Raw genomic sequence first — 23,081 nt, forward strand, 5'->3', positions numbered from 1 at the left:
GAGTGCGGTTGTATGCGCGTTTTTTTTATGTTTTCCTAATGATTACGTTATTGCTACAGGAAGCTAAGGTTTGTCTGCGTCATCTCAACATTATCTCGTTATTACCGCACTTGGCGTCGATCGTCCGGGTATCGTCAATGCAATAACTCGTCACGTCAGCGGCTGCGGCTGTAATATCGAAGACAGCCGACTGGCCATGCTGGGCGATGAATTCACATTTATTATGCTGCTTTCCGGGAGCTGGAATGCGATTGCTCAAATTGAGTCCACGCTGCCCCTCAAAGGCGCAGAATTAGATTTACTGATAGTGATGAAGCGCACGGCAGGACACGCGCGCCCTTCGGCACCCGCTACGGTGCGCGTTCAGGTTGAAGTCGCCGACTCGCCACATCTTATCGAGCGGTTTACCGATCTGTTTGATACGCATCATATGAACATCGCTGAGCTGATTTCACGCACGCATCCCGCGGAAGACGCGGGCCAAAGCGCAGTTCCACGTTTATACATCCAAATTGCCGCGCACGCTCCGGCCCTGCCTAATGCGACAAACATCGAGCGCGCCTTCAGAACGCTATGTACAGAACTCGATGCGCAAGGCACTATTAGCGTTATCAGTTACCCACAGCAAAATACATGAAGACAGAGATGGAGAGTTGTGATGAATCCACTGAACGCTGGCGATATTGCCCCGAAATTCAGCCTGCCCGATCAGGATGGCGAGCAGGTCAATTTAACCGATTTTCAGGGGCAGCGCGTGCTGGTCTATTTTTATCCTAAAGCAATGACGCCGGGCTGTACCGTCCAGGCCTGCGGCCTGCGCGATAATATGGACTATTTGAAAAAATATGGCGTAGAAGTTCTTGGCATCAGCACGGATAAACCGGAAAAGCTCTCACGCTTCGCTGATAAAGAACTGCTGAATTTCACTCTGCTTTCTGATGAGGATCACAAGGTGTGCGAGCAGTTTGGAATTTGGGGCGAAAAAACGTTTATGGGGAAAACCTACGACGGCATTCACCGTATTAGTTTTCTGATTGACGGCAACGGCGTGATTGAACACGTTTTTAACGATTTTAAAACCAGTAACCACCACGATATCGTGTTGGACTGGCTGAAAAATCACGCGGCCTGACGCTCACGGCGACTGCGATAAGCCGGCAACGCGTCCGGCTTATTTTTTTGCCCGTCAAAAGCCGCGTCAGGCGGAAGTTATCACCAATGCGCTTTGGCTCTGCCTTATATTCTTTGGATTTTAATTTAACGGCTCGCCGGCAGGCCGCCTCTGACGGGCGAAACCAATACCGCCGTCAGTCAATATCTAACGCGTCAATTCTCACTCATCATGAAGCCGCTTTGTTATTCCGCAAAACGCCGCTTATGGCACCTGCTCAACGTCAATTGGTTCGCCTGACAGCGTGTCCGGCCACGCGCGCACCACAGCTTTAATTAATGTCGCCAGTGGAATCGCGAAAAAGACGCCCCAAAACCCCCACAGACCGCCAAATATCACCACGGATAAAATAATCACCAGTGGATGCAAATTTACGGCCTCCGAAAACAGTACCGGCACCAGTAAATTACCGTCCAGCGCCTGAATTACCAGATAGACGCTAAAACAGGTCCAGAACTCCGCCCCAATGCCAAATTGGTACAGCGCAACGCCAGTCACCGGTAGCGTAACGGCAAAAGCACCGATGTAAGGAATTAATACGGACAGCCCGACCAAAACCGCCAGTAATAGCGAATAATTCAACCCGGTAGCAATAAAGCCAATGTAGGTCGCGATGCCGACAATCACCATTTCCATCGCCTTACCGCGAATATAATTGGTGATTTGCTGGTTCATTTCCACCCACACCTGGCCGGCCAGCCCGCGATTGCGCGGCAGTACGCGCCGCACCGCGTTGAGCATTTGTTCTTTATCTTTTACCAGGAAAAAGACCATCAGCGGCACCAGAATCAGATACACGGCGAGCGTTAATAAGCCAACCAGTGACGCCAGCGAGAACTTAACCACAGACTCACCGAGCGTGGACAAACGCGCGCGTAAATTCTCTGCCATTGCATCAATAATGCCCGCATCCACCAGCGCCGGGTAACGCCGGGGCAGCGTAGCGGAAAAATCAACCAGCTTATTAAACATGGTCGGCATATCGCGCACTAAAAAAATGCTCTGTTGCCAGGCTACCGGCGCCACCACCAGTGTCATTAGCAATACCACGCCGATAAACAGCACCAGCACAATGCCAGTCGCGGCGCTTCGCGAACAGCCGATACGTTCAAGCCGGGCCGTTGGCCACTCCAGAAGGTAAGCAAGGACCAGCGCTACCAGCAGAGGCGCCAGCAGGCCAGAAAAAAAATAGAGGAGACTGCATCCAAAAATTAAAATAACCAGTAGCGCTATCGCTTCCGGATCGCTGAAACGGCGGCGATACCACTGTAATAAGAGTTCAAGCATATTTATTTCCCGGAAAGTCGACGGCAGTGTAATGCGCGGAATTGTAACGAATAGTCTTTCCTGACTCTTCGTTTTTCACAGTATACGGGGTACTATGGCATTCACGAAGACTCAAACCTTTACCGGATTGGGGCATCGAACCCTTATCCCTTCAGCATGTCATAAGACCATACCTTACAAAACAGGATCAGACGTTATGTTCAGGCCGTTGAAGAAAGCGCTGGTTGTCTCTCTGATTACAGCTCTGCTGGCGGGCCAGTCTCTGCCTGTCTTTGCCGATAGCGCCGATGGTCTCCCGGATATGGGGACTTCTGCGGGCAGCACGCTTTCCATCGCGCAGGAAAAGCAAATGGGCGATTTTTATATTCGCCAGCTTCGCGGCAGTGCCCCGCTCATTAATGACCCGCTGCTTGATGAATATATTAACTCGCTGGGCATGCGGCTAGTGTCGCACGCGAATTCGGTGCGCACGCCCTTCTATTTTCACCTGATTAATAATGATGAAATTAACGCCTTCGCATTCTTTGGCGGGCATGTCGTACTCCATTCCGCATTATTTCGCTATGCCGATAATGAAAGCCAGCTTGCATCGGTCATGGCGCACGAAATCTCCCACGTTACCCAGCGCCATCTGGCGCGGGCGATGGAAGATCAAAAGCGCAATGCGCCGCTTACCTGGGTGGGCGCTTTAGGATCGATTCTGTTGGCAATGGCCAGCCCGCAGGCCGGGATGGCGGCAATGACCGGTACACTTGCCGGATCACGGCAGGGTATGATCAGTTTTGCCCAGCAAAACGAGCAGGAGGCCGATCGTATTGGCATTCAGGTTTTACAGCGCGCCGGGTTCGATCCTCAGGCCATGCCCACTTTTCTGGATAAACTTCTCGATCAGGCGCGCTACTCAACGCGCCCGCCGGAGATCCTCCTGACCCACCCACTGCCGGAAAGCCGGCTTTCAGACGCTCGCAACCGGGCGAATCAAATGCCCGCCACCGTTGCGCGCTCCTCCGTCAACTTTTATATGGCAAAGGTGCGCATTCTTGGGATGTATGGCGATGGCAGTAATCAGCTCACGGATGAATTACTGGATGCGCTGGATAAAGGAGACGCACAGCAACAGCAGGCGGCCCGCTATGGCAGAGCGCTAAAAGCAATGGAAAGCAATGACTTTGTTGAGGCCCAGCGTTTTTTGCTGCCGCTATTGAGCGCCCAGCCGGATAACCCCTGGTTTCTGAATTTGGCAACCGATATCGATCTCGGCCGACATAGCGCAGCCGCCGCTGTCACCCGCCTGCAAAAAGCCCCAGGGCTGGCAAATAGCCCGGTGCTGCAGCTCAACCTGGCCAATGCTTATGTACAAAATAAGCAGCCGGCGCCTGCGGCCGCGCTACTTAATCGCTATACCTTCGCCCACCCTGACGATACTAACGGCTGGGATTTATTAGCCCAGGCGGAAAGCGCACTCAATCATCCCGACCGGGAATTAGCCGCACGGGCAGAGCTTATGGCCCTGCAGGGGCGGCTGGATCAGTCGATAAGTTTATTAAGCCGCGCCAGCGCGCAAACAAAAACCGGCAGTTTGCAACAGGCGCGCTACGACGCGCGCATCGATCAGCTACGCCTAATGCAACAGCGCTATCGCCAATATCAAAAAATGTAACAAGGAATCCCTATGCCCCCTTTAGTGACCATTTACCATAACCCCCGCTGCTCCAAAAGCCGTGAAACGCTCTCGCTGCTGGAATCTCGCGGCATTGAACCTCGGGTCATTTTGTATTTGGAAACGCCCCCCGATGCTGCAACGATCAAAACGTTGCTGACGCAGCTCGGTATGCGCAGCGCTCGCGAACTGATGCGCGTGAAAGAAGATATTTACAACGAGTTGAATCTAAAAAATACCTCTCTTGATGAAGAGGCATTAATAGTAGCAATGGTCACCCATCCGAAGCTTATTGAGCGCCCCATCGTCGTCACTGATGCTGGCGCACGCATCGGGCGGCCGCCGGAAAATGTGCTGGAGATAGTGGCTTAACCGGAAAAGATAATTTTCAACCTTAATCGACCGAGAGCCGAGTGGCGACTGAAATGAAAACCACCGTACCCGCTGCGAAAATCACGGCGGGTATCATCGCGCAGCAGGGTAAATCAGAGCGATGCGCTGCACTGGTCATTACATTTTGCCGGTGAACTGGCAGTAAAATATGAATTCGCGCGCTTGCAGGAAGCGCGTAAATCCACAATCCCTGCCTGCCGATAAATACGTGAAAAAACACATGTAATGAAGTTCCCGGTGCAGAGATGCTCACACTGCCGCCCTGTTCTAATAAACATAACGCCGCCCGGTAGAGTAAATGGCTGCGCGCGCTTCTCGGGAACGCGCAAACTACAGCGACAAAATATCTTTTACAAAAGGGATCGTCAGTTTACGCTGCGCGGTAATTGAGGCCCGATCGAGCTGATCGAGAGTGGTAAACAGCGTGCGCATCTCGCGATCCAGCCGCTTGAGTAAAAAACGCCCGACGTCTTCCGGCAGTTCAAAACCGCGCAGCCGGGCGCGCAATTGCAGCGCCTGTAGTTTGTCATCATCAGAAAGCGGCTGAAGGCGATAGATTTGGCCCCAGTCGAGGCGAGAGGCCAGGTCTGGCAGGCGCAGATTAAGCTGGCGCGGCGGTCTGTCGCCGGTAATCAGTAACCGCGTATTCCCCGATTCGAGAATGCGGTTATAGAGATTGAAAATCGCCATTTCCCACGGTTCATCCCCCGCGACACATTCAATATTATCGATACACACCAGCGCCAGGTGTTCCATGCCGTCCAGCACGTCAGGGACAAACCAAGTGCGCTTATCCAGCGGCACAAAACCCACCGCCTCGCCGCGACGGGATAGCTCCGCGCAGGCCGCGTGCAGAAGGTGGCTACGCCCCCCGCCTTCCCGAGACCAGAAGTAAAGATAACCGCTGTGCGCCTGATGCAAAACGCCGCGCAGCGCGGCTAACAAAGAGGCATTGTCGCCCGGCCAGAAACTCGCGAAAGTTTCATCATCGGGGAGATAGAGTGGCAAAGAGAGCTGTGCCGGCGTGTTCAGAGTGACCTCAGTTCGATCCTACAAAAATCGCCGCACAGTTTATCACAGAAAACGGCGGGCGGAGAACCGCGGGCAGGATCCCCGCCCGCGGCGTTATCAGGATGCCGCAGATTCATCGTCCACGTCGATAATTTTTTCTTCAGGGCGCACCAGGCTTATCAGCTTGAACAACAGGCTCAGCCCTACTCCCACAATCGTGGCCAGCGCCATCCCTTTCAACTCGGTAGCGCCAACGTGTATCCGTGCGCCGCTAACGCCGATAATTAAAATGACCGAGGTCAGAATCAAATTCTGCGCTTTGCTGTAATCCACTTTAGATTCGATTAACACACGGATCCCGGATGTTCCAATAACGCCATACAGCAGTAAAGAGACACCTCCCATCACCGGAACCGGGATGATCTGAATCGCCGCCGCCAGCTTCCCTACGCAGGAGAGCAAAATAGCAAACAGCGCCGCGCCGCCTATCACCCACGTGCTATAGACCCGAGTTATCGCGAGCACGCCAATATTTTCACCATAGGTGGTATTCGGCGTTGAACCGAAGAAGCCTGAGAGGAACGTTGAAAGCCCGTTTGCGAACATAGAGCGATGCAAACCGGGATCGCGCACTAAATCTTTTTTCACGATATTCGCCGTCACCACCAAATGCCCGACGTGCTCTGCAATAACCACCAGCGCCGCAGGTAACACCGTGAGTATGGCAAACCATTCAAAGCGCGGCGTATAGAAAGTCGGCAGCGCGAACCAGTGCGCCTCGCGTATTGGCGTAATATCGACTACACCCATCGCGAAAGAGAGCGCATAGCCCGTTAGAACCCCAATAAGGATAGGGATAATGGCCAGAAATCCGCGAAATAACACCGCGCCCAGTACCGTTACCGCGAGCGTGGTCAGGGAAATCGTCACCGCGGTGGTATCTGCCATTTGCCCCTGCGCGGGCAGTAGCCCGGCCATATTCGCCGCCACGCCTGCCAGTTCCAGCCCGATAACGGCGACGATAGCGCCCATCGCCGCAGGCGGGAACATAACGTCTATCCAGCCAGTGCCGGCTTTTTTTACAATCAGTGCCACCAGGCAGAACAGCGCTCCGCAAACAATAAATCCGCCCAGCGCCAGTTCATATCCCATCGGTAATAGCAGCAGCACGGGCGAGATAAATGCAAAGCTCGATCCGAGATAGGCGGGAATTTTTCCTTTACAGATAAATAAATAAAGTAGCGTCCCCAGCCCGTTAAATAGCAGCGCAGTGGCAGGATTGATATGAAACAGAATCGGCACCAGCACGGTGGAACCGAACATAGCGAAAAGATGCTGGAGGCTTAATGGGATGGTTTGTAAAAGCGGCGGACGTTCACTAACCCCAATAGCGCGGCGCGTCATAACTTTAATCCTCTGAGTGTGTAAACCAAGTCAGGCATATAGCCAAAAAAAAGCCGACTTATTAGTCGGCATATTTATTATTTGGTACCAAATATTTTATCACCGGCATCGCCGAGCCCTGGAATAATATAACCGTGGTTATCCAGCCCCCGATCGATAGACGCGGTATACAGCTCTACGTCCGGATGCGCTTTCTCCAGCGCCCGAATCCCTTCCGGGGCGGCGACCAGCACCAAAATTTTAATACTGGTGCAGCCGGCTTTTTTCAGCAGGTCAATAGTGGCAATCACTGAACCGCCCGTCGCCAGCATCGGGTCTACCACCAGCGCCATGCGTTCATTGATGTTGGATACCAGCTTTTGGAAATAAGGCACAGGCTCCAGCGTTTCTTCGTCGCGATACACACCGACTACGCTAATGCGCGCGCTGGGAACATTTTCCAGTACGCCTTCCATCATACCGAGACCGGCGCGCAAAATAGGCACCACGGTAATTTTCTTACCCTTAATCTGATCGATCTCAACCGGGCCGTTCCAGCCTTCAATCGTGACTTTTTCGGTCTCCAGATCCGCCGTGGCTTCATATGTCAGCAGGCTGCCTACTTCAGAGGCGAGTTCGCGAAAACGCTTGGTGCTGATGTCATTTGCGCGCATCAATCCCAGCTTGTGTTTAACCAGCGGGTGTTTCACTTCCACGATCTTCATACTCTTTCTCCCCAAAAGATGGCAGCCACAAAAAAAATCGCCGGATTATACCGCTTTTTCTCGGCTGCGCCATATGCAATGCCGTGACCGGGATCAAGTTTGCTTAGGATCACTATAGAGTATTTACCTCACCCCGCCGGGAAGCGAACAATAAAATCGGGTTCGCAAAACCCATGCCACAGAGAGTAATAACTAGCTCGCAAACGTTTGCGTTCACTGTTAAACTCGGGCGCACTGCCAACCGCATGGAGATTGCCGTGACCGACAAAACCGCTCTCAGCTACAAAGACGCCGGCGTGGATATCGACGCCGGCAATGCGCTGGTCGAAAGAATCAAAGGCGCCGTTAAAAAAACGCGCCGCCCGGAAGTGATGGGCGGCCTCGGCGGTTTCGGTGCCCTGTGCGCCCTGCCGCAGAAATACCGGGAGCCGGTGCTGGTGTCCGGCACCGACGGCGTCGGCACCAAACTGCGCCTGGCAATGGATTTACAGCGCCATGAAACCATCGGCATCGACCTGGTTGCCATGTGCGTTAACGATCTTATCGTCCAGGGCGCAGAGCCGCTGTTCTTTCTCGATTACTACGCCACCGGCAGGCTGGACGTCGACACCGCGGCCAGCGTCATTCACGGCATTGCCGAAGGCTGCCTTCAGGCTGGCTGCGCGCTGGTAGGCGGTGAAACGGCGGAAATGCCCGGTATGTACGGCGGAAGCGATTACGATATTGCGGGCTTTTGCGTCGGGGTGGTTGAAAAAGCCGATATTATCGATGGCAGCCGCGTGGCGCACGGCGATGTGTTACTCGCGCTCGGCGCCAGCGGCCCGCATTCCAACGGCTACTCGCTGATAAGGAAAATTATTGACGTCAGCGGCTGCTCGCCGCTGGACGAGCGCCTCGGCGACGCAACGCTTGCCGACAGCCTGCTGGCCCCAACTCGGATTTACGTTAAATCAATTTTAGCGCTGACCAATGCACTTAATGTCCACGCGATCGCGCATATCACCGGCGGCGGATTCTGGGAAAACATTCCCCGCGTACTTCCGGCGCACCTTGAGGCCGTCATTGATGAATCCTCGTGGCGGTGGCCTGAGGTATTCACCTGGCTGCAGCGGGCCGGCAATGTCAGCCGCCGCGAAATGTATCGCACCTTCAATTGCGGTGTGGGAATGATTATCGCCCTGCCCGCCGATGCTGCAGATGCCGCCCTGCACCTGTTAACCGAACTGGGTGAAAACGCGTGGCAAATCGGTAAAATACGCGCATCTGATTGCGGACCGCGCGTGGTAATTGAATAATGAAAAAAATCATTGTGCTGATTTCCGGTACCGGCAGCAATCTGCAGGCTATTATCGACGCCTGCGCGCAGGGGCGCATTCAGGCAACGGTGCAGGCCGTGTTCAGCACCAGGAGCCATGTTCAGGGACTTGAGCGCGCGCGTGATGCGAATATTCCCAGCTACGCTATCCGCCCATCCGATTACGCGGACCGGGCGGCGTTTGACGACGCGCTTATCCGGCACATTGACGAATATGCACCGGACCTTGTGGTGTTGGCAGGATATATGCGCATTCTTACTCCGCATTTCGTCGCGCATTACACCGGGCGGCTTATCAATATTCACCCTTCTCTGCTGCCAAAATATCCGGGCCTGCATACTCACCGCCGGGCGCTGGAAAATGGCGATAGCGAGCACGGCGCTTCTGTCCACTTCGTAACCGAAGAACTGGACGGCGGCCCGGTTATCCTGCAGGCAACCGTTCCCGTCTTTCCCGGCGACGACGAAGCCCTCGTTGCCGCACGCGTGCGGCATCAGGAGCACGCTATTTACCCGCTGGTGATTAGCTGGTTTGTCGATAACCGGCTGGTGATGCGCGACGGCACCGCCTGGCTGGATGGCCAGCGCCTGCCACCGCAGGGCTACGCCGCTGACGAATAGTGCCTGACCAGTTTATCTGGAAACTTTTCCAGATAAATCAAATCACACCGGCGTTGGACAACGCCGGGCTTTGCTCGCCATAATAGCGGTTAAGACGGATTTGCCACGTCCCGAGAAAACCAGATCGGAGTGTGAGTCGTAATGGGTCAGGAAAAACTGTATATCGAAAAAGAACTCAGTTGGTTAGCCTTTAATGAGCGCGTGCTTCAGGAAGCTGCGGACAAGTCAAATCCGCTCATCGAGCGCATGCGCTTCCTCGGCATCTATTCCAATAATCTGGATGAATTTTATAAAGTTCGCTTCGCCGAGTTGAAACAGCGTATTTTGATCAGCGAAGAACAGGGATCGGGCTCTCATTCACGCCATTTGCTTAACAAAATTCAGTCGCGCGTGTTGAAAGCCGATCAGGAGTTTGACGCGCTGTATAACGATCTGCTGCTGGAAATGGCGCGTAACCAAATCTTTTTGATTAACGAACGCCAGTTATCCGCGAACCAGCAGGAGTGGCTGCGCCACTATTTTAAACACTCCCTGCGCCCGCATATCACACCGATTTTGATTACTCGTGAAACGGATCTGGTCCAGTTTCTGAAAGACGATTATACCTATCTGGCGGTCGAGATTGTGCGCGGGCAGGAAACGCATTATACGCTGCTGGAAATCCCATCAGACAAGGTGCCACGCTTTATTAATCTGCCACCGGAAACGCCACGCAGACGTAAGCCAATGATTATATTAGATAATATATTACGCTACTGTCTGGATGAAATCTTCAAAGGTTTTTTCGACTACGATGCGCTTAACGCCTATTCCATGAAGATGACGCGCGATGCTGAATATGATTTGGTGCATGAAATGGAATCGAGTCTGCTTGAGCTAATGTCTTCCAGCCTCAAGCAGCGCCTGACGGCGGAGCCGGTGCGCTTTGTTTATCAGCGGGATATGCCGGACGACATGGTGGAAGTGCTGCGTAAAAAACTGTCTATCTCTCGCTACGATTCAATTGTCCCCGGCGGGCGCTATCATAATTTCAAAGACTTCATTAAATTTCCCAATGTGGGCAAAGCGAACCTGGTCAATAAACCGCTGCCGCGCCTGCGCCACGTTTGGTTCGATAGTTTTCGCAACGGATTTGACGCCATTCGTGAACGGGACGTTCTGCTGTATTACCCTTATCATACTTTCGAGCACGTACTGGAACTGCTGCGCCAGGCCTCATTCGACCCCAGCGTACTGGCGATCAAAATCAATATTTATCGCGTAGCGAAAGATTCCCGAATTATCGACGCCATGATCCATGCGGCCCACAATGGCAAAAAGGTCACCGTAGTTGTGGAACTGCAGGCGCGCTTTGATGAAGAGGCGAATATTCACTGGGCCAAGCGCCTGACTGAGGCGGGCGTGCACGTTATTTTCTCGGCGCCGGGGTTAAAGATCCACGCCAAACTGTTTCTGATCTCGCGCCGCGAAGGGGATAATGTAGTGCGTTACGCGCACATCGGCACCGGAAACTTTAACGAGAAAACCGCCCGTACTTATACCGATTATTCGCTACTGACCGCCGATGCGCGCATTACCAACGAAGTGCGTCGGGTATTTAACTTTATCGAAAATCCGTATCGCCCGGTAAATTTTGACTATTTGATGGTTTCACCGCAAAACTCGCGCCGTCTGCTCTACGAGCTGGTTGATAAAGAGATAGCGAATGCCCAGCAGGGGCAGCCCTCGGGGATTACGCTAAAACTGAATAATCTGGTCGATAAGGGTTTAGTGGACAGGCTATATACCGCCTCAAGCTTTGGCGTGCCGGTCAACCTGCTGGTTCGCGGCATGTGTTCGCTTATTCCCCAACTTGAAGGCATCAGCGATAATATTCGCGTCATCAGTATTGTGGATCGCTACCTCGAACACGACAGGGTGTACGTTTTTGAAAACGGGGGCGACAAAAAAGTCTTTCTTTCCTCGGCCGACTGGATGACGCGTAATATCGATTACCGCATTGAGGTCGCCGTTGCCCTGCTCGATCCCCGGTTAAAACAGCGGGTGCTGGATATTCTGGCTATTTTATTCAGCGATACGGTTAAGGCGCGTATTGTCGATAAAGAACTGAGTAATCGCTATGTCCCGCGCGGGAATCGCCGCAAGGTGCGCGCGCAGCTGGCTATCTACGACTATATCAAATCTCTGGAACTCTCTGATTAAGCTATGCCACTCACTCAACGCAATACGCGCCCACAGGAATTCGCGGCCGTCGATCTTGGCTCCAACAGCTTTCATATGGTCATCGCCCGGGTGGTGGATGGCGCGCTGCAAATTATTGGGCGCCTGAAACAGCGCGTATACCTGGCCGATGGACTGGATGAAAATTACCGTTTGAGCGAAGATGCCATTGAGCGCGGTCTCACGTGTCTGGCGCTGTTTGCCGAACGATTGCAGGGGTTCAGCGCCGCCAACGTTACCATCGTAGGCACTCACAGCCTGCGCCTGGCCTCAAACGCCGGTGAGTTTTTGCGCCGGGCGGAAGAGGTTATCCCCTATCCTATCGAAATCATTTCCGGCAACGAAGAGGCGCGCCTGATTTTTATGGGCGTAGAACATACCCAGCCCGAACGGGGAAGCAAGCTGGTTATTGATATTGGCGGCGGCTCAACGGAACTGGTCATCGGCGAGAATTTCGAGCCCCAATTGGTGGAAAGCCGCCGCATGGGCTGCGTCAGTTTCGGCCAGCAGTTTTTTCCGGGCGGAGTGATAACGCCCATGAATTTTCGCCGGGCGCGCATGGCGGCTATCCAGCAACTGGAAAACCTCGCCTGGCAGTATCGTATTCAGGGCTGGAGCGTCGCCCTGGGCGCCTCTGGCACGATTAAAGCCGCACATGAAGTTCTGCTGGCGCTGGGCGAGCGTGACGGGCTTATCACGCCGGAGCGGCTGGAAAAAATTAGCGCCCGGGTGCTGAAATACAGGAATGTCGATGAGCTTGAGCTTCCTGGCCTTTCCGCCGAACGCCGGCTGGTTTTCGTTCCGGGGCTGGCTATCCTGTGCGGTGTATTCGATGCACTGGCCGTTAAAGAGTTACGTCTCTCTGACGGCGCGCTGCGCGAAGGCGTGCTTTATGAAATGGAGGGACGCTTTCGCCATCAGGATGTGCGCATCCGCACCGCTCAAAGTCTGGCTCAGCGCTACGATATTGACAGTGACCAGGCGCGTCGCGTGCTGGATACAACGCTGCGCATGTATGAACAGTGGGAGTCTGGCCACGCTAAGCACGTCAATCCTCAAATGACGGCGCTGCTCAAATGGGCTGCAATGCTGCATGAAGTCGGTTTAGGCATCAACCACAGCGGCATTCATCGGCACTCAGCCTATATCCTGCAGCACAGCGATCTACCGGGCTTTACGCAGGAGCAGCAGTTAATGATGGCCACGCTGGTGCGCTTTCATCGCAAAGCTATCAAACTTGATGATGTCCCGCGCTTTACGCTTTTTCGCAAAAAACAGTATTTGCCGATGATTAAGCTGCTGCGACTGGGCGTATTGTTAAATAATCAGCGCCAGGCGACCACGGCGCCAACCACCTTAACGCTGGAAACCGATGATAATCACTGGACGCTGCGTTTTCCCCGCGAGTGGTTCAGCCAAAATGCGCTGGTTTTGCTTGATTTAGAGCGTGAACAACAGTATTGGGATTCTGCGGGCTGGAAACTTACCGTAGAGGAAGAAGAGGCGACAACCTGAGCCTGAGTTTGATCGCAAAAGGCGCTGCCAGCGGAGGCGCCTCGCTCATGATGGTGAAACCTCAGGCGTAATATAATGGCTAAGTAGCAGTGAGTAATGTGTTACTCACCGGCCGGCAGCAGTGACTCCAGCGGCTGCGGCCGGCTGATAACCCAGCCCTGAACATAATCTACGCCGAGTTTCAGCACCGCCGCGCGCGTCTCTTCTGTTTCGACAAAACCGGCAACCACCAGCATTTTTTTCATGCGCGCCAGCTGGCAAATCGACTCAACGATTTGGTAGTCCTGGCTACTGGTCAAAATATTACGAATAAAGCTACCGTCAATTTTCATGATATCGGCGTTCATTTCACGCAGCCGCGAATAGCTGGCGTAGCCGGTGCCGAAATCATCAATCGCGATAAGACATCCCATACTTTGCAGCGTCGATAGCGTGATATTCGCCTGCTTGATGTTAGTTAGCAGATTGCTTTCCGTGACCTCAAAAATTAATTGCCACGCCTGAACTTCGTAGCGCGCCAGCAAATGAGCAACATCGCTGGCGAACGGTGCCCGGCACACGGATGCTGGCGTTAGATTAATGGAAAACCGGCAACCCGGCAGTACATCCCGATGCCGCGCAATAAACTGAACGGCTTGTTCCAGCACCCATAAATCGATGCGGGAGGACATACCAAACTCGTGCGCCGCAGGCAAAAAGCGATCGGGCTCCAGCATTTCGCCGTGCTCATTGACCATGCGCAGCAGGATTTCATAGAACACGTCTCCCCGTACGCCTTCAACGCGCTGAGCCTGAAGCTCGAAGGCACCGATATCCAGTGCGCGCTGTAGGCTGTTCATCATAGCAACTTTATGGCGTATCGCGTTCTGCGCATGGCGGGAGCTATAAAGCTGTAGCCGTTCCGGCCTGCTGCTGCTGAGTGAAAACTCGGCCATAGTACTTAATTCGCCTAATAGCAGCGGATGATGGGCAACGGGATGGCGGATATAGCAATAGCTGATCCCAACCTGAGGCTGTATCGGCATACCGTCCCATAGATAGCGGAACTGCCGAATTCGCTGCTCGATCACTTCCACTTCATCCTGGCTTTTCTCACCGTTCAGCCGCAGCATGAGCTCCAGACTGGAGAGATAATAAAGTCTCTCATCAGGTAATAATACCTCCTGCAGCCAGTCGTCCAGCTCCTGCATATAGCCAATGCGTAATAAAATCCCGTAGTTACGTCCCAGCAATTCAAGTTCCGGGAAGCGCAGCAGGCAAAGCGTCGACATCGTGATATGGTTAATATCCCGCGACAGAGCACGCAAATTCGGCATCTGTACAACCGGGTCGACAAACGCAATTCGCTGTACTTTTTCATAAATGGCTCGCTGGCGCGTCACCACCCCGCCCATCAGATAAATAGTGAATGAAAACACCACATAACAGGCAGAGGTAATGGCCATATGGATTTCGTAATCGCTACTGTCCGGCAAATAGCGGTAGTAGTAATGGCTAAGCACCATCAAGCACAGCGTCCATACCGTCGTAATGAAGAGAAAACCAAAGCGCATTGTCCCCCAAATCATTACCGGCAAAATCAGCGTAAAGGTATAGTTGGTATTAAATATTGACCCCTCATCGCCGATTGGCATGATAAGCAGCCCAATAAGGGCAAGTAGTGTTGCCGCCAGGCCAATTTCCAGGGGTGACGCGTGGGGATGCATTTGCGCCCGCAGGCGTGAATAGAAGCTGCGCGCAAAATGCGGATGCCGCAGTGTACGCAAAATAAAATACCAGAAGGGAACGCCAATCAGATTACTGACCAGAAAGGTTTGATAGTTAATCAGCGTTGTTATCTGTAATGTGTCGTTGCCCGGCAGATTACGGCGCGCGTCATATACGCCAAAAGTGATCGCCACCTGGTACAGCAACGCAAATACTGAAGAATAAAAGAAAACCAGCCAAAACAGGCGCGATCCAGTGAGTTTCCCGTAACCGAAGCTTATTGAAAAGCGGCGTGGCACGAATAAACGGTAACCTCCCCAGCTTAATACCAGCGCAATAAGATAGTGGCCGGACGACATGAGGGCATCCGAGGCGCCGCGCAGTGGCAGATAGCGGAAAAACAGCGCAGCCACTACGCCTGGCAAAGCGGCCCAGCCAAACACCATCAGCGCCGCCATCATTAATGCAGGCGGCATGAAAAACAGCACGACGCGGACGCCGTCAAAGGCCGTATAAACGTTGCACAGCACCGCCAGCGGATGGAGCACCACTTGCAGGATTAGCGGTAAACACCACCACTGATTTTTATTTTTTTGATACCAGTCAGCCCATTGCATGAATTGTCCTTCACAATACCCTGGTTCCCAGTCGTATTTTTCAGACAGGCATCCAACCTGACCGCCGCGCGCTATTGGCGCAGTACTGTTTGAAAAATTGAAGGCCGATTGTAGATAGCCAGCAAAAGTAATTTTTGATTTATATCACTCAACGCTGAGTGACTGGATTATTTATCTGAGGATGCCGCAATTTATGTTCTCAATTCACCGGGAATTAATAGTAACGCATCATAAAAACAACATTTTTCACTTAAGAATCAATTAACGAAACTTTACAGTCAGTTTTATTGACCTGCGTGGCACACTGTGCCTAAATGAGCCTGTCGTCCATATTTCGGACTTACTAAAAAGGAACCCAGAGTGGCACACCCTCCCGGCATACGAAAACAGCAGCGGTTAAATAATCGCATGGTCCGTATGGTTTTTCTTATCAGCTTTCTCTTTTTCTTTGCCCGCTTTATCTACTCTTCCGTAGGCGCCTGGCATCATCAGCAGGAGAAAAATCGCTTACAGCAAAGTAGCCTGTCTATCATTCGAGAACAGCCAGCAACCCGTTAAGATAATAGCGTTTAGCGCAAAAATAGCCTGTATGAATAGGGCCACTCAGACGCACCTATCCTCTTGTATAGCACCGGCAATTACTTAATGAAATCTAATGATTTTATCTGTATAGCATAATTCTTAGGCTTGGCTGTAGCGGAAGTATGGCGGTGAGAGTGACCGATCTTTGCCCAAAATTACTCGCCCTGCCAGCAGGTTAGCTACGCCGCGAAAAGGATACTAAGAAAAGGCTGAATCCCCTATTTTAGTGAAGCCAGAGTATCCTGTGCACGCGGCGCGTAGAGATAACACATATTTATTTTTATGCTGCACGGACGCTTCCTCTAACCTACATGAGCGTACCGTTCATGGTGTCCCCTTTTTACCGTCGCCGCGAAGTGACGGGTAAAACATGTCGTCACGCAGAGTTTACATACCCGGCCACGCAACCCAGCAGCAATAATCCGGAATTTGTCTTTACTAAACGTATCCCCACATATCACCACGCGATTGTACGCCGTGTATTAAACGTTGAATGTTATCAAATCCTCTCATCTGCGCTGATGTAAGCTATAAAGAATCAGATTTGTCCATCAGGCGGAGTAAGAGTCACTTTTTAAACGAAAAGTCCGCCAGCAATGGAATTGTTAGTCCCCGGCCATCAAATGGCATCACATTCACTCACCAAATATGCAATTGATGCCCGCTGAACCGGTTGTTTTTCAGGCAAATATTTTGCCCTTACGGTCGCTTTCCAAAAACAAATATTGCATCTTTGCGCGATGCTCCCGCAGGCCATTCACAAAGAAAGTAAAAACAAGTAAACATTTATAGTGCATTTGCCAATTTTTCTTTACTTAAAGCTTACAGAAAAGCGTAAAACTGCCGATGTTGGTGATACCCTTGTTTAACATTCTTTTAGGTTATGAAAAATTTTAGTTTATCTAACGCAATCAAACTTATCCTTGTGCTGTTAACTTTAGTTATTGTGGCTGTAAGTGGGATCTCTCTTTACAATAGTTTTCGAGCTAAAGCCTCTTTTGGAAAGTTGGGAAATATCATTACGATAACCCGTAACCTTAATCATGTAATGGATAACATCTCAGCGGCACGGGGGGATATTAATTATCTGAATAATATCCAGAAACCCCACGATTATATTGATAAAAAAGTCGCCTTAATTACCCAGCACCTGAATACCTCTGATGCAGCAATGGAAAAGGTAGTTAACTCCTCAAGCGCTTCTGGAGAAGGCAAGGCATTAAAACAAAAAATTGATGAGGCCTATAAAGCGCTGGCGTCCAACTATCGTAATAATGTCGATATGCTGAAAACTCAATACATCCTGAAAGATTATTCAAATAAAGTTCAGGAAGTTAATTTCAGTGAAGCGATTACTAACTACATGCTCTATCTTAAAAAGCGCTCAATTCAGGAGGAACAGCTGGCGGAAAATGACAATGAAAGATCTATTTTTTCCTCTTTTATTGCCGTGTTTATAGCAATCATCATCTGTTTCCTGGTCCATTTCTGGTTGCGTAAAAATCTATTCCAGCGCCTGCTAATGACCTCCTCACTACTTGAAAAAATTGGGCGCGGCGAGCTTCACCACAAATTTGACGTTGGGCCGCGCAACGAAATTGGCCGCATGCTTGAATCCCTTGGCACTATGCAGAGCTCGCTGTCCGGCATTGTCACACAGGTTCAGGAAGGCGCTTCCAGCATTGGACAAAGCACAGTAGAGATGGAAGCCGGTAATAACGATCTCTCCTCGCGAACTGAAGAGCAGGCCTCCGCCCTGCAGCAAACCGCCGCCAGCACAGAAGAGTTACGTACCACCGTTCGGCAAAACGCCGATAATGCCCGCCACGCAAGCCAGCTGAGCGTCGATGCTAACGCTATTGCCCATCGGGGTGGCGAAGTCATGGATCGGGTAATCAATACGATGCGTAATATCACCAGTAGCTCGTGCAAAATCGCCAATATTAACGCCGTTATCGACAGTATCGCCAATCAGACCAATATTCTGGCACTGAATGCCGCAGTAGAGGCAGCCAGAGCCGGTGAGCAAGGGCGCGGTTTTGCGGTGGTTGCCAGCGAAGTTCGCACCCTTGCAAAACGCAGCTCCGACGCGGCGAAAGAAATAAGCACACTGATTGCGGAATCGGAAGAAAATATTAAAACTGGCTCAGGCTTGGTGGAAAATGCCGGTGATACCATTCGTGAAATCGTTACCGCCGTAACGCGCGTCAGCAATATTATGAGCGAAATCACTTTAGCGACCGAAGAGCAAAGCATGGGCATCGATCAAATAGCCCTCGCCATCAATGAAATGGATAATGTGACCCAACAGAACGCTGCGCTGGTTGAGCAGTCTGCGGCGGTGGCCAGCAGCATGGCCGGGAAAGCTCGTCAATTGCAGCAAAGCGTTGCAATGCTGAAAATAACGGAAAGTGGGAATGAACTGCCGGGTAGCGTAATAATGCCTCCCCCGGAAAAGCACTAAGCGGAAAGCCACTCGCAGCCGAGAGGGTTCACCAAAGAGAAACACGGCATGATAAGCAAAACGGCGTCTGAAGATTTTTCCAGCAGGGAGGGGAGCCGTGAATTCCCTATAAGTGAGAGTGTGATTTTAGCCGAACATGAGATTTGCATTTTAATTAATCAGGATAAATGAATATTTCGATAGTCTTCTTAAAAAGGCGGCCGTAGAAACCTCCTTTTCTTTACGTAGATCTAAATCGCCAGACATAAAAAAGCCCGCGCTAAGCGGGCTTTTTTGCTCATTCGTGTTTACGCGCACAGGCCAGCGCCTGACGCCAAATCATTCCATGGCCACGGTCATTAGCATAGCGATATACGCTACTGATTATCTCCCTGCCCTGAATCGCCGTCGCCGCCCGCCGCGCTCGACGAGACGATCGCAAAGGTCGCGCACCACGCTGGTGGTTATCTCGGACATAACCTTGTTGCCGAGCACCGGCATAATGTCGCACTCAATTACGGCCTGCTTCATGGCACGGATGCTGTCGGCCAGGGTCACGAGCTTCTTGTAGGCGACGGTATATACCGTGAATATCTCCGATCCCTGAGTCTTTATGATACCGTTACGCTTCGCCACAGACGGCGACGGGCCTGACTTCAGCAGCTTTTGGCGGCAATGAGTTCTTTATACGCTTCTGCCAGGCTGATACCGTCACGGCCATACTGCCCTATCATCAGCTTTTCCCGGCCCCGTTAATGCGCCAGTCATAACGGAACGAGACAGAGCCTGAGTGAGCACGGCGACATACAGCCCGTCACGATCGGAAACCTTATACAGTTTCTCCTGCAGCCTGAGGGGTTTTAGTTTAGTGTCGGTAAGCACAATTCACCCATAATGCATCCATGATTATGACGGTATGGGGCATACTCAAAGGATAATACCGTCACGTGTACCGTCGAAAATATGGTGTAGAGTGAATAAATATAAGTAGATAAAAACAGGAACCCTCTGCAATTACAGAGGGTTAGAGATAATTTGAATAGAAATAATGCGCTATGAACTAGCTATGCATCATTCCCACTCAATCGTGGCAGGCGGTTTACCTGAAATATCATAAACCACGCGGGAAATACCATTAACCTCATTAATAATGCGATTAGATACGCGGCCCAGGAAATCATAGGGCAGATGCGCCCAGTGCGCGGTCATAAAGTCAATCGTTTCCACCGCACGCAGCGAAACCACCCAATCGTACTTACGGCCATCGCCCATTACGCCAACGGAGCGCACCGGCAGGAATACAGTGAAAGCCTGGCTTACTTTGTCGTACAGCTCGGCTTTACGCAGTTCATCAATGAAAATCGCGTCGGCTTTGCGCAGCAAATCGCAATACTCTTTCTTCACCTCGCCCAGCACGCGCACGCCCAGGCCCGGGCCCGGGAACGGATGGCGGTAGAGCATATCGAATGGTAGCCCCAGCTCAAGGCCGATTTTCCGCACTTCGTCTTTAAACAACTCCTTCAGCGGCTCGACCAACCCCATTTTCATCTCTTTCGGCAGGCCGCCCACATTATGGTGTGATTTAATCACATGCGCCTTTCCGGTCGCGGATGCGGCTGACTCAATGACATCGGGATAAATTGTCCCCTGCGCCAGCCACTTTACGTCCTCAAGTTTTAGCGCTTCTTCGTCAAATACCTCGACAAAAACCCGCCCAATGGTTTTACGCTTGGCCTCAGGATCGTCAATGCCTGCAAGCGCAGAGAGGAAACGCTCTTCGGCCGGAACGTGCACAATATTCAGCCCAAAACGATCGCCGAACATTTCCATCACCTGCCCGGCCTCGTTTAACCGCAAAAGCCCGTTATCCACGAAAACGCAGGTCAGGCGATCGCCTATCGCGCGATGCAGCAGCATGGCCGTAACGGAAGAATCAACGCCGCCAGACAGGCCAAGGATCACTTTATCGTTTCCGACCTGATGACGAATGCGCTCTATGGCGTCGTCAATAATTTTTGCCGCCGTCCACAGAGCTTCACACTGACAAATATCACGAACAAACCGCTCAAGGATGCGCATTCCTTGATGGGTATGCGTGACTTCCGGATGGAATTGCACGCCGTAAAAACGTTTTTCTTCGTTCGCCATAATCGCAAACGGACAGGTTTCTGTGCTGGCCACGGTAACAAAACCTGCAGGGATAGCAGTCACTTTATCGCCGTGACTCATCCATACATCCAGCAGCGGTTTACCGCTGGCGCTCAAGGTATCTTCAATTCCACGAACCAGCGCGCTGTCCGTCAGGACCTCCACCTGCGCATAGCCAAATTCGCGTTCACTGGACCCTTCGACCTGGCCGCCTAACTGCATCGCCATGGTCTGCATGCCATAACATACGCCCAGGACCGGCACCCCTGCCTCAAAAACGTACTGTGGCGCACGCGGGCTGTTCATTTCGGTGGTGCTTTCCGGGCCGCCAGAAAGAATAATCCCATTAGGATTAAACTCGCGAATTTGGGCTTCACTGACATCCCACGCCCACAGCTCACAATAAACGCCCAGCTCACGCACGCGGCGCGCGACCAGTTGAGTATATTGAGAACCAAAATCAAGGATAAGTATGCGATGTTTATGAATATTTTCCGTCATTGACGCTTATTCCGAGGCAAGTAGCAATCTAAAGTAAATCACCCGATATTTTCCTGCAGCATAAAATCGGGGACGGCGGGAGCGTGTTCTCGCCATGGAGACCGCAAGCGAGAAGCCAGTTTGTCGGCGCACGGCATTGTATATGACCCTGCGCCGAATAAAAATCAGGACCCAAGACGATAGTTAGGCGACTCTTTGGTAATCGTCACGTCGTGAACGTGGCTTTCCTGAATCCCCGCGCCGCTGATGCGGACGAACTCCGCCCGCGTGCGCAGGGCATCAATCGTACCACAGCCGGTCAGCCCCATACAGGAGCGCAGGCCGCCCATTTGCTGGTGCACTATCTCTTTCAGACGCCCTTTATACGCCACCCGGCCTTCAATCCCTTCAGGCACCAGCTTATCCGCAGCGTTATCGCTCTGGAAATAACGATCTGACGATCCTTTGGACATTGCGCCTAACGACCCCATTCCACGATAAGATTTAAACGAACGCCCCTGATACAGCTCAATCTCACCGGGTGATTCTTCCGTTCCGGCAAGCATTCCCCCTACCATTACCGCACTGGCGCCTGCGGCGATAGCCTTGGCGATATCGCCCGAAAAGCGAATGCCCCCGTCGGCGATAACCGGAATGCCGGTGCCTTCCAGCGCTTCTACCGCATCGGAAACGGCGGTGATTTGAGGCACGCCAACGCCGGTAACGATCCGCGTGGTGCAAATGGAACCCGGACCAATGCCGACTTTAACCGCGCTGACGCCCGCATTTGCCAGCGCCCGCGCGCCCGCCGCCGTTGCCACATTACCGCCGATAATCTGCAGTTCCGGATATTTAGCGCGCGTCTCGCGAATACGCTGCAGTACCCCTTCCGAATGGCCATGGGAAGAGTCAATCAGCAATATATCAACGCCGGCGGCGACTAACGCATCGATTCGCTCTTCATTCCCTGCTCCTGCGCCTACCGCAGCGCCAACCCGCAAACGGCCATGCTCATCTTTACAGGCATGGGGTTTACGTTCAGCCTTCTGGAAATCTTTAACGGTAATCATGCCAAGCAGGTGAAAACTGTCGTCGACAACCAGCGCTTTTTCCACGCGTTTTTCATGCATTTTCGTTAGTACGACGTCGCGCGCTTCGCCTTCCCGCACCGTTACCAGACGATCTTTCGGCGTCATGTAGGCGCTCACAGGCTGGCTCAAATCGGTAACAAAACGCACATCACGCCCGGTGATGATACCCACCAGTTCATTCTCTTCGGTGACTACCGGATATCCGGCAAAGCCATTACGCTCGGTTAATGCCTTAACTTCCTGCAGCGTAGTGCCTGGTAAAACGGTTTGGGGGTCGGTCACCACGCCGCTTTCGTGTTTTTTCACGCGGCGCACTTCTTCCGCCTGACGTTCAATAGACATATTTTTATGAATAAATCCCATCCCGCCTTCCTGCGCCAGCGCAATCGCCAGACGCGCCTCGGTAACGGTATCCATAGCAGCGGACAGCATCGGAATATTAAGACGAATAGTTTTAGTGAGTTGGGTACTGAGATCGGCCGTGTTTGGCAGAACGGTAGAGTGAGCGGGAACAAGGAGAACGTCGTCAAACGTCAGAGCTTCTTTAGCGATACGTAGCATGGCAATATCTCGTCCAGGGTGGTGGGAACAGATAAAATATTGCCGCGGCATTATACAGGCGGTAATCGATTGCATCTACACTTTTTTATCAAAATCCTTGCCTTCAGCGCCAAGAGCGGTAGTATCAATCGGATAACCCGCTGTTAAAAAA

At 52.1% G+C, this 23,081-nt stretch carries 17 protein-coding genes and 1 pseudogene; 10 read left to right on the plus strand and 8 right to left on the minus strand.

Annotated elements, in window-relative coordinates:
- Positions 1-70 precede the first annotated feature (70 nt).
- Both SFA31_RS18100 and bcp read left to right on the plus strand, forming a co-directional pair.
- Complete coding sequence (locus tag SFA31_RS18100; RefSeq protein ID WP_322839235.1) at positions 71-637, plus strand: glycine cleavage system transcriptional repressor; 567 nt, start codon at positions 71-73, stop codon at positions 635-637.
- Between the two features lie 21 nt (positions 638-658).
- Positions 659-1,132: a thioredoxin-dependent thiol peroxidase gene (gene bcp, locus SFA31_RS18105; protein WP_322839236.1), complete on the plus strand. Its 474-nt coding sequence runs from the start codon at positions 659-661 to the stop codon at positions 1,130-1,132.
- 243 nt (positions 1,133-1,375) lie between these two features.
- On the opposite strand, the gene SFA31_RS18110 is transcribed toward bcp, so the two are convergent.
- On the minus strand, positions 1,376-2,458 hold the full coding sequence (locus SFA31_RS18110; RefSeq protein WP_322839237.1) for an AI-2E family transporter: 1,083 nt from the start codon (positions 2,456-2,458) through the stop codon (positions 1,376-1,378).
- Positions 2,459-2,654: 196 nt separating this feature from the next.
- Between SFA31_RS18110 and SFA31_RS18115 the strand changes: the two genes are divergently transcribed.
- Together SFA31_RS18115 and arsC are read left to right on the plus strand one after the other, a co-directional pair.
- Positions 2,655-4,118, plus strand: a complete 1,464-nt coding sequence (locus SFA31_RS18115) for a M48 family metallopeptidase (RefSeq protein WP_322839238.1) — start codon at positions 2,655-2,657, stop codon at positions 4,116-4,118.
- Between the two features lie 12 nt (positions 4,119-4,130).
- Complete coding sequence (gene arsC / locus SFA31_RS18120) at positions 4,131-4,490, plus strand: arsenate reductase (glutaredoxin) (protein ID WP_322839239.1); 360 nt, start codon at positions 4,131-4,133, stop codon at positions 4,488-4,490.
- Between the two features lie 351 nt (positions 4,491-4,841).
- Here the strand turns inward: arsC and hda are convergent, their stop codons facing one another.
- From hda to upp, 3 genes are all read right to left on the minus strand, one after another.
- Entirely contained in the window at positions 4,842-5,543 is a 702-nt protein-coding gene (gene hda / locus SFA31_RS18125) for a DnaA inactivator Hda (RefSeq protein WP_322839413.1), read from the minus strand.
- Positions 5,544-5,639: 96 nt separating this feature from the next.
- Positions 5,640-6,926: a uracil permease gene (uraA, locus tag SFA31_RS18130; RefSeq protein ID WP_322839240.1), complete on the minus strand. Its 1,287-nt coding sequence runs from the start codon at positions 6,924-6,926 to the stop codon at positions 5,640-5,642.
- A 77-nt stretch (positions 6,927-7,003) separates the two neighbouring features.
- Complete coding sequence (gene upp / locus SFA31_RS18135; RefSeq protein WP_322839241.1) at positions 7,004-7,630, minus strand: uracil phosphoribosyltransferase; 627 nt, start codon at positions 7,628-7,630, stop codon at positions 7,004-7,006.
- A 257-nt stretch (positions 7,631-7,887) separates the two neighbouring features.
- On the opposite strand from upp, the gene purM reads away from it, so the two are divergent.
- The 4 genes from purM to ppx all read left to right on the plus strand — a co-directional run bounded on the left by purM (position 7,888) and on the right by ppx (position 13,301).
- On the plus strand, positions 7,888-8,925 hold the full coding sequence (gene purM / locus SFA31_RS18140) for a phosphoribosylformylglycinamidine cyclo-ligase (protein WP_322839242.1): 1,038 nt from the start codon (positions 7,888-7,890) through the stop codon (positions 8,923-8,925).
- Positions 8,925-9,566: a phosphoribosylglycinamide formyltransferase gene (gene purN, locus SFA31_RS18145; protein WP_322839243.1), complete on the plus strand. Its 642-nt coding sequence runs from the start codon at positions 8,925-8,927 to the stop codon at positions 9,564-9,566. The genes purM and purN overlap by 1 nt, the downstream gene beginning before the upstream one ends.
- A gap of 141 nt (positions 9,567-9,707) precedes the next feature.
- Positions 9,708-11,768, plus strand: coding sequence for a polyphosphate kinase 1 (ppk1, locus tag SFA31_RS18150; protein WP_322839244.1), 2,061 nt, complete (start codon positions 9,708-9,710; stop codon positions 11,766-11,768).
- Positions 11,769-11,771: 3 nt separating this feature from the next.
- The gene (ppx, locus tag SFA31_RS18155) at positions 11,772-13,301 is read left to right on the plus strand and encodes an exopolyphosphatase (RefSeq protein ID WP_322839245.1); all 1,530 of its coding nucleotides are present in this window, start codon (positions 11,772-11,774) and stop codon (positions 13,299-13,301) included.
- Between the two features lie 101 nt (positions 13,302-13,402).
- Here the strand turns inward: ppx and SFA31_RS18160 are convergent, their stop codons facing one another.
- On the minus strand, positions 13,403-15,625 hold the full coding sequence (locus SFA31_RS18160; protein ID WP_322839246.1) for an EAL domain-containing protein: 2,223 nt from the start codon (positions 15,623-15,625) through the stop codon (positions 13,403-13,405).
- Between the two features lie 408 nt (positions 15,626-16,033).
- On the opposite strand from SFA31_RS18160, the gene SFA31_RS18165 reads away from it, so the two are divergent.
- Both SFA31_RS18165 and SFA31_RS18170 read left to right on the plus strand, forming a co-directional pair.
- Entirely contained in the window at positions 16,034-16,183 is a 150-nt protein-coding gene (locus SFA31_RS18165; protein WP_322839414.1) for a YfgG family protein, read from the plus strand.
- A 1,072-nt stretch (positions 16,184-17,255) separates the two neighbouring features.
- The gene (locus SFA31_RS18170) at positions 17,256-18,671 is read left to right on the plus strand and encodes a methyl-accepting chemotaxis protein (protein WP_322839247.1); all 1,416 of its coding nucleotides are present in this window, start codon (positions 17,256-17,258) and stop codon (positions 18,669-18,671) included.
- A 319-nt stretch (positions 18,672-18,990) separates the two neighbouring features.
- Here the strand turns inward: SFA31_RS18170 and SFA31_RS18175 are convergent.
- The 3 genes and pseudogenes from SFA31_RS18175 to guaB all read right to left on the minus strand — a co-directional run.
- Positions 18,991-19,532: pseudogene (locus tag SFA31_RS18175) on the minus strand (tyrosine-type recombinase/integrase); the annotation flags it as partial.
- Between the two features lie 189 nt (positions 19,533-19,721).
- Positions 19,722-21,299 (minus strand): glutamine-hydrolyzing GMP synthase, encoded by a 1,578-nt coding sequence (gene guaA, locus SFA31_RS18180; protein WP_322839248.1) that lies wholly within the window; start codon positions 21,297-21,299, stop codon positions 19,722-19,724.
- Between the two features lie 164 nt (positions 21,300-21,463).
- Positions 21,464-22,930 carry an IMP dehydrogenase gene (gene guaB, locus SFA31_RS18185; RefSeq protein WP_322839249.1) on the minus strand — a complete coding sequence of 489 codons (1,467 nt, stop codon included), beginning with the start codon at positions 22,928-22,930 and terminating at the stop codon, positions 21,464-21,466.
- Positions 22,931-23,081 lie beyond the last annotated feature (151 nt).

The sequence above is a fragment of the Erwinia sp. HR93 genome (genome assembly GCF_034555055.1).
GTDB classification, from domain to species: Bacteria; Pseudomonadota; Gammaproteobacteria; order Enterobacterales; family Enterobacteriaceae; genus Apirhabdus; species Apirhabdus apintestini.

Excerpts from the sequence above, each read along its gene's own strand:
- ppk1 (WP_322839244.1), top strand. The coding sequence starts at position 9,708 with ATGGGTCAGGAAAAACTGTATATCGAAAAAGAACTCAGTTGGTTAGCC.
- guaA (WP_322839248.1), bottom strand. The coding sequence starts at position 21,299 with ATGACGGAAAATATTCATAAACATCGCATACTTATCCTTGATTTTGGT.
- arsC (WP_322839239.1), top strand. The coding sequence starts at position 4,131 with ATGCCCCCTTTAGTGACCATTTACCATAACCCCCGCTGCTCCAAAAGC.
- SFA31_RS18165 (WP_322839414.1), top strand. The coding sequence starts at position 16,034 with ATGGTCCGTATGGTTTTTCTTATCAGCTTTCTCTTTTTCTTTGCCCGC.
- guaB (WP_322839249.1), bottom strand. The coding sequence starts at position 22,930 with ATGCTACGTATCGCTAAAGAAGCTCTGACGTTTGACGACGTTCTCCTT.
- purN (WP_322839243.1), top strand. The coding sequence starts at position 8,925 with ATGAAAAAAATCATTGTGCTGATTTCCGGTACCGGCAGCAATCTGCAG.
- SFA31_RS18170 (WP_322839247.1), top strand. The coding sequence starts at position 17,256 with ATGGATAACATCTCAGCGGCACGGGGGGATATTAATTATCTGAATAAT.
- SFA31_RS18115 (WP_322839238.1), top strand. The coding sequence starts at position 2,655 with ATGTTCAGGCCGTTGAAGAAAGCGCTGGTTGTCTCTCTGATTACAGCT.
- ppx (WP_322839245.1), top strand. The coding sequence starts at position 11,772 with ATGCCACTCACTCAACGCAATACGCGCCCACAGGAATTCGCGGCCGTC.
- SFA31_RS18160 (WP_322839246.1), bottom strand. The coding sequence starts at position 15,625 with ATGCAATGGGCTGACTGGTATCAAAAAAATAAAAATCAGTGGTGGTGT.
- SFA31_RS18110 (WP_322839237.1), bottom strand. The coding sequence starts at position 2,458 with ATGCTTGAACTCTTATTACAGTGGTATCGCCGCCGTTTCAGCGATCCG.
- bcp (WP_322839236.1), top strand. The coding sequence starts at position 659 with ATGAATCCACTGAACGCTGGCGATATTGCCCCGAAATTCAGCCTGCCC.
- uraA (WP_322839240.1), bottom strand. The coding sequence starts at position 6,926 with ATGACGCGCCGCGCTATTGGGGTTAGTGAACGTCCGCCGCTTTTACAA.
- upp (WP_322839241.1), bottom strand. The coding sequence starts at position 7,630 with ATGAAGATCGTGGAAGTGAAACACCCGCTGGTTAAACACAAGCTGGGA.